Raw genomic sequence first — 6,338 nt, forward strand, 5'->3', positions numbered from 1 at the left:
GCCGTCCTGCGCGCCCGCTGCGACGCCGGCGCCGCCGCCATGATGGTCACCCACGAACCCCGCCACGCCGCCTGGGCCGACCGCGTCGTCTTCCTGCGCGACGGCCGGATGGTCGACGAGAGCGTCAGCCAGGACGCCGGCAGCCTGCTCGTCTCCGCGGCCACCAACGCGAAGGGCCCGGTGGGAGAGTGAGGCTCAGCGCCTGGCGGGTCGCCCTGCGCATCGCCCGCCGCGACGCCCTGCGCGCCAAGGGCCGCAGCGCCCTCGTCGTCGCCATGGTCGCGCTGCCCGTCCTCGGCGTCTCCGGCGCCGACGTGGTCTTCCGCAGCGCCGAACTCGACCCCGTCGAACGGGTGGTCCGCACCATGGGCCAGTCCGACGCCGAGATCCACCTGCTCGACCGCGGCGCGGTCCTCCTCCAGGCACCCGACCCGGAGGAGGACATGCACTACGAGGCTCCCGGCGAGACCAAGCAGGAGGACGGGCAGCCCAAGTACACCCCCGAGCAGCGCCGCAGCCTCGACACCGAACCCGCCGAGCTGATCCGCCAGCTGCTCCCGGCCGGTGCCACGCTCATCCCGGCCCGCCAGGGCCCCTACACCTCCACCAGCACCGCCGAGGGCCTGCTCAGCGTGCAGATCTTCGAGGCCGACCTCACCGACCCGGTCTGGAAGGGCCGGATCAACGTGGTCGAGGGCCGCGCCCCGAGCGCCGGCCACGAGGTGGCCGTCACCCGGGACTTCCTCGACCGCTCCGGGCTGAAGCTCGGCGACAAGACGTCCCCGCGCGGCCTGGAGGCCACCCCGTACACCATCACCGCCGTCGCCGAGTACCCCGGCGAGCTGAAGGCCACCGGGCTGGTCGCCCGCCCCGGCGCGCTCATCGACCCGCTGGACAAGCTGCCCGGCGCCGACCGCGCCAAGGGCCGGATCCCCGGGGAGGGCGAGACCAACCGCTGGCTGGTCAAGCTCGCGGCGGGCACGGCCGTCGACTGGCCCAAGGTGACGGAGTTCAACAAGTACGGCCTCACCGTCGCCTCCCGCTCCGTCATGCTCGACCCGCCGCCCCGCTCCGAGGTGCCGCTCTACCAGCAGCGGAGCGGGGACCGCGGCAGCGGCAGCTACTTCGACAAGACCTCCGTCGTGATCCTCGCCACCGTCGTCGGCATGGCCCTGCTGGAGATCGTGCTCCTCGCGGGCCCCGCCTTCGCCGTCGGGGCCAGGCGCTCCCGGCGGCAGCTCGGCCTGCTCGCCGCGGGCGGCGGTGACCGGGCCAACGTCCGCGGTGTCGTCCTCGGCGGCGGCATCGTCCTCGGCATCACCGGTGCCGCGGTCGGCCTGGCCGTCGGCGTCGGCTTGGTCGCGCTGCTGCGCACCCAGACCGAGGAGTTCGCCGGGAAGCGGTTCGGCCACTTCGACCTGCAGCCGGTCGACCTGCTCGGCATCCTCGCCATCGGTCTGGTCACCGGCCTGCTCGCGGCCGTCGTCCCGGCAGTCCAGGCCTCGCGGCAGGACGTCGTCGCCGCGCTCACCGGCCGCGACTCGCTCAAGCCGCCGAACCGCAAGCTCGCCGTGCTCGGCCTGCTGATGCTGGCCGGCGGCGCCGCGCTCGCCCTGGTCGGCGCGACCAGCGGCATCGGCAGCCGCAGCATGTCCGTCCTCGGCGGCTCGGTGATCGCCGAGCTCGGCATGGTCGCCCTGACCCCCTACCTGGTCGGCCTGTTCGGCCGGCTCGGCCGCTGGCTGCCGCTCGGCCCCCGCCTCGCGCTGCGCGACTCGGTCCGCCACCGCGGACGCACCGCTCCCGCCGTCGCCGCCGTGATGGCCGCCGTGGCGGGCTCCGTCGCCGTCGGCATCTACACCGCCAGCAGCGACGAGCAGCAGCGCCGCGAGTACTCCGCCGCCGGTCCGGCCAACGCGGTCATCCTGGCCAGCGGCTGGGGCGCCGCCGCGGACGGCAAGATGCTGCCCCAGCTGCGCGGCGCCGTGCAGAACAACATCCCGGCGCTCGGCACCCGGGCCGACGTCCAGAAGGCCGGCTACAAGGACGACTGCTCCGTCCACGGCGGGAACTGCGGCTACGTCAGCACCGCGCTGCCCCCGGAGCGGCGCTGCCCGCTGTACGACCAGGACGTCGACCAGGTCTCGGAGGCCGAGGCCACCCGCCTGCGCCGGGAGGACGAGCGCTGCAAGGGGAGCGTCTCCTACCGCAGCAGCCCCTTCAGCGACCTCACCGTCGGCGACGGCACCCTGCTGCACCACCTCTACGGCGTCGGCGACCCGGCCGGCGGCCAGGCGCTCGCCGCGGGCAAGGTCGTCGTCTTCGACCCGAGGTACGTCAAGGACGGCAAGGTCCTGCTGGAACTGACCGAGCCGATGGACCCGGCGGCCATGAAGCCGGGCGCCAAGCACGAGCCGGTCCGCCACCAGGTCGCCGTCGACGCCGAGCTGGTGACCGCCGGCGTCCCGATCAGCGGCGGACAGGCCGTGATGAGCCCGCAGACCGCCCAGCGGCTCGGGCTGACGCTCAGCGACGCCGGTTCGGTCTGGCTGCCCGGGTCCGCGCCGTCCGACGGCGCCGAGCAGAAGGCGAACGGGGCGATCGCCAAGCTCGCCGACGGCACCCAGTTCCAGATCGAGCGCGGCTACCAGTCGGAGAGCGACCTGGTCACCCTTGCCCTGAGCGGCTTCGCCGGCCTGGTCGCGCTCGGCGCGGCCGGCATCGCCACCGGCCTCGCCGCCGCGGACTCCCAGCGCGACCTGACCACCCTCGCCGCGGTCGGCGCCGCACCGCGGATCCGCCGCACCCTGTCCGGCTTCCAGTGCGGGGTGATCGCGGCGATGGGCGCCCTGCTCGGCGTCGTCGCCGGGGTGGTGCCGGCCGTGGCCCTGCGCAAGGTGGAGGGCATCGCGATCGGTCACCCGGGCGCCACCCCCGAGGAACTGGCCGACCGGAGCGTCATCGTGTTCCCGTGGCTCAACGTCGGGGTCACCGTGGTCGTCCTGCCGCTGCTCGCGGTGGCGCTGGCCGCGCTGCTCACCCGCTCGCGGATCTCGCTGCTGCGCCGCTCCGTCTGACCGGCCCGCCCGTCCCCGCCGCCCCCGGCCGCCCCGCGCGTCCGGGGGCGGCGGTGTGCCGGGGGCCCGCCACGGGGCGGCGGAGGCGGCGGGGTGACGGAGGTTACAGGCCCGGCGGTGACCGGTGGCCGGATGGCCGGGGCGGGCACCCGCACGGGCGAACTAAAGTCGTCCGTATGACGAGAACCCCGGACAGCGTCGTCCGCTCCTTCATCGACCAGCACCAGGCCGCCTTCCTGGCCGACCTCTCCGACTGGCTCCGCATCCCCTCGGTCTCCGCCGACCCCGACCGGGCCGGTGACGTGCGCCGCTCCGCCGAGTGGCTGGCGGCGAAGCTGCGCGACACCGGCTTCCCGGTGGCCGAGGTCTGGGAGACGGACGGCCTGCCGGCGGTCTTCGCCGAGTGGCCGTCCGGGGACTCGTCCGCGCCGACCGTGCTGGTCTACGGGCACCACGACGTGCAGCCCGCGGCCAAGGAGGACGGCTGGGCGACCGAGCCGTTCGAGCCGACCGTGGTCGGCAAGCAGCTGTTCGCCCGCGGCGCCGCCGACGACAAGGGCCAGGTGTTCTTCCACACCCTGGGCCTGCGCGCCCACCTGGCCGCCACCGGGCGGACCGCGCCGGCCGTCAACCTGAAGCTGCTGATCGAGGGTGAGGAGGAGTCCGGCTCGCCGCACTTCGCCGACCTGGTCCGCCGCGAGGCCGGCCGGCTGGCGGCGGACGTGGTGTTCATCTCGGACACCGGCATGTGGTCGGAGTCCACGCCGACCGTCTGCACCGGCATGCGCGGGCTGGCCGACGCCCAGATCGACCTGTACGGCCCGGACACCGACATCCACTCCGGGTCCTTCGGCGGCGCCGTGCCGAACCCGGCCGCGGTCGCGGCCGAGCTGGCCGCCGGACTGCACGACGCGGACCGCCGGGTGGCGGTCCCCGGGTTTTACGACGGCGTGATCGAGCTGACCGAGCGGGAGCGCGAGCTCTTCGCCGCGCTGCCGTTCGACGAGGCGCAGTGGCTGCGGGTCGCCAAGTCGTACGGCACCCGGGGCGAGGCCGGCTACTCGACCCTGGAGCGGATCTGGGCCCGGCCGACCGCCGAGGTCAACGGCATCTGGGGCGGTTACACCGGCCCCGGCGGCAAGACGATCGTCCCGGCCTCGGCGCACCTCAAGCTGTCCTTCCGGCTGGTCGCGGGCCAGGAGGTGGAGAAGGTCCGGGAGGCGGTCCGGGCGTGGGTGGCCGAGCGGGTGCCCGATGGCATCCGGTACGAGCTGGTGTTCCCGGGGGCGACCCGGCCCTGCCTGACCCCGCTGGACCACCCGGCGCTGCAGTCCACCGTCCGGGCGATGGGGCGGGCGTTCGAGCAGCAGATCCTGTTCACCCGGGAGGGCGGTTCCGGCCCGGCCGCCGACCTGCAGGACGTGCTCGGCGCGCCGGTGCTCTTCCTCGGCATCTCGGTGCCCTCGGACGGCTGGCACTCGGTCGACGAGAAGGTCGAGCTGGACCTGCTGGCGAAGGGCGTGGAGACGGCCGCCTACCTCTGGGCCGACCTGGCCGAGAACTGGCGGCCGGGCGATGCCGGTGCCTGACGGCGCCAACGCCCGTGTCCGGCGGGCGACCACCGATCCAGCTGACTCATCACGTGGGGATGGAACGAAGTGAGCACCGTGCCTGAGACCGATCGCCCGCTCAACCTGGCACTGGCCCGGGCCGGGGTGGACCGGGCGGCCCAGCACCGGTTCGACGAGCCCTGGCTGGCGGCGGCCTGGAGCCACCCGGCCACCAAGGTGCTGCCGATCGCCGGGGGCGAGGCGTTCGTGGTGGACACCGGCAGCGGCACCGAGCTGGTGCTGCTGCCCTCCTTCGAGGCGCCGCAGACCGGGGACCGCTACTTCCTCGGCACCGACGAGGACGGTGTCTCGTACTTCGCGCTGGCCGGCGAGAGCCTGCCCGGGCGGCTGGACGGCGACGCCCGTCCGGCCGGCCTGCGCGAGGTCGGCGCGCTGCTCTCGGACCGGGACGCCGGGCTGCTGGTGCACGCCGTCGCCCTGGAGCACTGGCACCGGCTGCACAGCTTCTGCTCGCGCTGCGGGCACCCGACCGAGAAGGCCGGCGCCGGCCACGTGCGGCGCTGCACCTCCTGCGCGGCCGAGCACTACCCGCGCACCGACCCGGCGGTGATCATGATGATCACCGACGAGCAGGACCGCTGCCTGCTCGGGCGCCAGGCGCTCTGGCCGGAGGGCCGCTGGTCGACCCTGGCCGGCTTCGTCGAGCCGGGGGAGTCGATCGAGCAGGCGGTCGTCCGCGAGGTCTTCGAGGAGGCCGGTGTGCGGGTCGCCGAGGTCTCCTACGTGGCCAGCCAGCCGTGGCCGTTCCCGTCCAGCCTGATGCTCGGCTTCATGGGCAAGGCCCACCCGGACGGTACGGCGATCACCGTGGACGGGGAGGAGCTGGCCGAGGCGCGCTGGTTCTCCCGGGAGGAGCTGAAGGCCGGGATGGCGGCCGGCGAGATCCTGCCGCCGTCGGGGATTTCGATCGCCCGTCATCTGGTCGAACTCTGGTACGGCGGGCCGCTGCCCTCGGCGGCGCGCTGGTAATTCCGGCGAATGGGGGGCGCGCGGCCTATTGCCGTGCGCCCCCCATTTTTCTTCCGTGCCCTCCGTCGGGCCTTCCGCCCGGCGGTTTTCCCCGGAGGCCGGTGGCATTCCTGGGCCGAACGGGTGAGGGCGGGTGATTTCCCGCAGGCCGGGCGGCCGTATGTTCGTATCCGGAGGGGCCTGCTTCTGCAGCGCTTCCGCCACCCGTCCCGGCCCCGTCGCCGGCCGCCCCGGGCCGGCCGCCGCCGATCCGGGCCGACATTGCGCGAATCGGCTGAAACGGCGTCACCGCCCTCGCTACATTCACTCGGGTGACAATCCCCCGGGGCACCGCCCAATCCCCCAAATACCAGCGCCTCGCCGCCGATCTGCGCCGCCGGATCGCCGAGGGCGAGTTCACCGCCCAGGCCGCCCTGCCGGTCGAGAGCGAACTGGAACGCCAGTACGGCGTCGCCCGCAACACCGTCCGGCTGGCCGTCGACGTCCTGGTCAACGAGGGCCGGCTGGTCCGCCTCCAGGGCAAGGGCACCTACCTGCGGGAGCACCCCGTCCTGGACCACCGCGCCTACGGACCCACCCTGCCGCCGGCGCCGCTCCCGCCCGGGCCGCTGCCGCCCGCGCCGCGCGAACCCCAGGCCGGGCCGCGCGAACCCCAGGCCGG

At 74.6% G+C, this 6,338-nt stretch carries 4 protein-coding genes and 1 pseudogene; all 5 read left to right on the top strand.

Annotated features, from left to right (window positions below; all coding sequences use genetic code 11):
- Positions 1-192: pseudogene (locus ABZ885_RS33160) on the top strand (ABC transporter ATP-binding protein); the annotation flags it as partial.
- Positions 189-3,077: an ABC transporter permease gene (locus ABZ885_RS33165; protein ID WP_360196998.1), complete on the top strand. Its 2,889-nt coding sequence runs from the start codon at positions 189-191 to the stop codon at positions 3,075-3,077. The pseudogene ABZ885_RS33160 and the gene ABZ885_RS33165, both read left to right, overlap by 4 nt.
- Before the next feature lie 176 nt (positions 3,078-3,253).
- Entirely contained in the window at positions 3,254-4,666 is a 1,413-nt protein-coding gene (locus ABZ885_RS33170; protein ID WP_360197001.1) for a dipeptidase, read from the top strand.
- A 78-nt stretch (positions 4,667-4,744) separates the two neighbouring features.
- Positions 4,745-5,677, top strand: a complete 933-nt coding sequence (gene nudC / locus ABZ885_RS33175; protein ID WP_360197004.1) for an NAD(+) diphosphatase — start codon at positions 4,745-4,747, stop codon at positions 5,675-5,677.
- Positions 5,678-5,988: 311 nt separating this feature from the next.
- On the top strand, positions 5,989-6,338 hold a 350-nt coding region (locus ABZ885_RS33180), incomplete at its 3' end, for a GntR family transcriptional regulator (RefSeq protein ID WP_360197007.1).

It is taken from the genome of Kitasatospora sp. NPDC047058 (assembly GCF_040643935.1).
Taxonomy (GTDB): Bacteria; Actinomycetota; Actinomycetes; order Streptomycetales; family Streptomycetaceae; genus Kitasatospora.

What these genes read in the sequence shown, in the direction of transcription:
- ABZ885_RS33170 (WP_360197001.1), top strand. Translation starts at nt 3,254, where the DNA reads ATGACGAGAACCCCGGACAGCGTCGTCCGCTCCTTCATCGACCAGCAC.